The following is a 4,011-nucleotide window of genomic DNA, read 5'->3' as shown; positions in this document are numbered from 1 at the left end:
AGGCCTCCATTATCCTTGCAGCCTCGGGTGTATTAGGCTGCAGTCTTGACACGCTGGACTCATTTAGTGGCACTGGGAGTTTGAAACCACTATGAACAGTCCTTCCGTTCTCAAGAAGATCTGCTGCTATTCCAGTTGTGGCCATCTTGAAAGTAGACTTTGTCGTAATACTTGGTGTTTAAAAATATATATTATTTTTAACCCATGCAAGAATTAATAAATAAACAAGTTGACATGGCGACGGCGACGAAAATCGTAAAAGACTTCAATGGAGAGGAAGGAGAGAACATAACTAGTTGGTTGCGAGATACCATCTTTATAGCAAAGACCTGTGACTTAGACGAGAAATTAACCATAAAACTTATCTACTTATCTCTCAAAGGTGACGCACTCTCGTGGGCCTCACTCACTTTTAAAGATTATCGGGAGATGGAACTGAATTCGGTTATTAATAGCTTAAAGAAAAGATTTGGAAGCACACATACAGATTTAAAGATCTTGGATGAGTTTTTTGGTCTTAATCAGATGAACAAGATAAAAGATTATTTTAAATTATGCAGACTAGGGAACACCGTAGTAGAATCTAAAATGTTGAATTATAAAGCGGTCATGGACATCATAGTGGCCAAAGCCCCCTCATCTCTAAAAGCCTTTCTGTTTGATTTTTCTTGCAAATGCCAAGAGTGGAGTGAATTCCTGAGGCGAGCAGAGGAAATGGCCTGGATAGCCTTCCCTATAAAAGAAGATAAGACCGAACTTATCTTAGAACCCGTAAACACGAATAATTTTAAGGAATATAAAAACAAAACAAACATCAATGAAACCTCTAGACATGCCCCACAAGATGAAAAAAAATTCATTGTAAGCAACAAAATGATCAACAGTTGTCTAAAAAATCCTTGCTTCGTTCAGTTAAAATTCGGTGATGAATACTATAGAGCATTAATAGACACAGGAGCTGATGTGTCAATCATACCATGTCATGTAATTAAAAAATCGAACATACAGCTTTATGACTCGTCAATGAGAATAAACTCGGCGTGCGGAAATGCCTTGGACATTATGGGAAGAATCAACAAGATTGATTTCTTAATTGGAGGAGCAAGGATCTCTACATCAGCTTATGTAACCCGGAACAAGCCAGAATATATAATCTTAGGAATAGACGCCATAACAAAACAACCGGCCATACTGGAATATCTGGTAAAGAAATTAATTAGTCCAGACAAATCTAAATCTCTGGTTAACAGAGTGAATTATATCTCGATAGAAGAAAAATATCATGACATGTTCAAGACAGAAATATCGGAAATGACGTTGTGCAACAGAGGTAAACACGAGATTGAAACAACATCGGATAAACCTGTATACCAGAAAAATTATAAAATTCCTATACACTTCGAAAAAGAAATCTCAGACCAGATACAGAAGAATCTAGAGCTTGGGGTTATTAGAAATAGTAAAAGCCCGTGGAACAGTCGAATAGTCCCTATAACAAAACCAGATGGCTCTCTCAGAATGTGTATAGATTACAGAGAACTTAATAAGGTGACAATAAAAGATAAATATCCTTTGCCTCGCATAGATGAAATATTAGACGATCTCTCAGAAGCGTGCATATTTTCAACGCTAGATGCAACATCTGGCTACTACCAAATAGCAATGGACGAAAAGGATAAAGAAAAGACAGCATTTAGTTGGAGAGGTGGACACTATGAATTCAATAGGATGCCCTTTGGTCTATGTAATGCTCCAGCTACTTTTCAAAGGACAATGGACTCAATATTCGTCAAGGAGAATAGAAAATTTGTTATACCATATCTCGACGATATAATTGTATACTCAAAGAATCACCAGGAACACAGAGAACACTTAGAAATAGTGTTCGGCAGGCTCAAGGCAGCGAATATAGCGCTTAATAAAAAGAAATGTCACTTCTTTAAGGATGAAATTAAAATACTAGGAAGTATAGTTACGAAAGATTCAATAAAACCAGACCCGGAAAAGGTTTCGGCTATATCGAACTACGAGGAGCCCAAGAACGTATCCGCGTTAAGATCATTTTTAGGGTTAGTTAATTATTGTAGAGAATTCATCCCAAATTTATCGTCCTTAGCGGCGCCCTTGAATGAATTTTTGAAGGGAGAATCCAAGAGAAGTATTAAGAAAATAACGCTCGGAACAAAAGGTAGAGAGGCATTCAAGATTCTAAAACAACAGCTCACTATCAATACACTAAGATATAAACCCGATTTTAAAAAACCATTCATATTAACAACCGATGCCTCGGAAAACGGAATAGGCGCAATATTAACCCAGATTGGAGAAAACGATAAAGAAAGATTTGTAAGTGCCTTTAGCAAGAGTCTCGAGAAGGCACACAAAAATTATTCTACAACAGATAAAGAATTATTAGCAGTTGTTAAGAGCATAGATCATTATAGAAATTATCTTTTGGGAAAAGAGTTTACACTCAAAACAGATCACAAATCTTTAACATATCTCTGGGAAACAAAGAATCCAACCAGTAGAATTTTGAGATGGGCTATGAAACTGCAGGAATATTCATTCGTTCCTACATACATTGAAGGAGAGAAAAATGGGGCAGATGGGCTCAGTAGACAAGGAAGTGAAACGATCAATATAAATAGTGTAGAAGCAGAAGAATTCTCCCCGGAAGTTAAGTTGAAAATCCTTCAATCATACCACGTAGAATCAGGACATGGTAGCTCAAATACAATGAAATTTATGATAGCAAAAAGATACAAATGGAAATCATTGAACAAAGACATCGAGGACTTCGTTAGCAAATGTCAAACCTGCCTTAAATCGGGGTATCCTCTTAGAAACACAAAAAATAAGGTCATTCAATCCGATAGGCCCAACGAATTATGGGAAATAGATTTAATTGGCAGAATCGCAGACAGTTCTGGAGGTAATTGCTTCATATTTATAGCCGTGGATCATTATTCTAAATGGGTCGAGACCAAAGTCATAAACTACAAAACAGGTACAGCTATTGTAGATGCAATCCAAGAGAAAATTTTGGACAAACATGGCATACCAGCTAGAATTTTAACAGATAATGGTCTGGAATTTTGCAATAAAGAGGTCAAGGCATTAGCAGATAGAAATGGGATAAGTTGGGGTTATAGCTCCCCAGAACATCATCAGACTGTGGGCGCAGTAGAGCGCGCAAATCAATCCCTTATGAACATACTCAAGAAAGTAACGGAATTTGGAGAGACTAGCTGGAAACGACAATTAGATAACGCAACTAGATGTCTTAACTACGCATTTAACAGAAGCATTGGAACATCTCCTTACATCTTAAAACATAATAAACTTCCCACGTTACCAGTTGATGAGGAATTAAACCAGCAAGATGTCACTTTCTCAGCAGAGCAACTAAGTAAATCAAGAGATGATAACTTCGAAAAATATAAAAAAGCTATTGTAAAAGGTCAGGTAGAAATAACAAAAAGATTAAATATTGACGACAAGGTGTTAATATACAAGGAAAACCCAGTAGGAAAATTCAGCTGTAATTGGGAATCAGGATATACAATTACAGATATAATCCTTCCAGACGCTTACCTAGTCAAAAAGAATAACAAGATATATCGACTTAACAAATCACGAGTCAAACTTGACTCTTCAATTTAGGAGGAGAGGTGTCGTAATACTTGGTGTTTAAAAATATATATTATTTTTAACCCATGCAAGAATTAATAAATAAACAAGTTGACAAGATTTACAACAATAGTTACTACGTGGGTATTAAATGCACACCGGCGGAGTCAAGGATCGATGAGACAGGGACTTTCATAATAGAAAATGGCCGAAAAGGGCAATATCAAAAGCAATTTGTTTAGAGAAAGAGGGAAACCTTATAGTCGGTAAAAAAGTCAGGATATCTACGAAGAAATAAAAAAAAGGATGTATAAATTTGAGTGTTGTAGAAGCCATGTCAATGGTTTCGTAGTTGGTTTACAAATGGTTTCTAGAAAA

Annotated in this window: 2 protein-coding genes; one reads left to right on the top strand and one right to left on the bottom strand. The window is 36.4% G+C overall.

The genetic code is table 11. The features are described from left to right. Nucleotides 1-169: hypothetical protein (locus ACRC28_RS19070; protein WP_438545040.1), on the bottom strand; the 169-nt coding region annotated here is incomplete at its 3' end. 35 nt (nt 170-204) lie between these two features. Between ACRC28_RS19070 and ACRC28_RS19065 the strand changes: the two genes are divergently transcribed. Further along, entirely contained in the window at nt 205-3,666 is a 3,462-nt protein-coding gene (locus ACRC28_RS19065) for a reverse transcriptase domain-containing protein (protein ID WP_438545039.1), read from the top strand. Nucleotides 3,667-4,011 lie beyond the last annotated feature (345 nt).

Source organism: Clostridium sp. (genome assembly GCF_051650885.1).
GTDB lineage: Bacteria > Bacillota > Clostridia > Clostridiales > Clostridiaceae > Clostridium.
The sequence above is the reverse complement of the archived record's forward strand: the minus strand, read 5'-3'. Positions and strand labels throughout refer to the sequence as shown.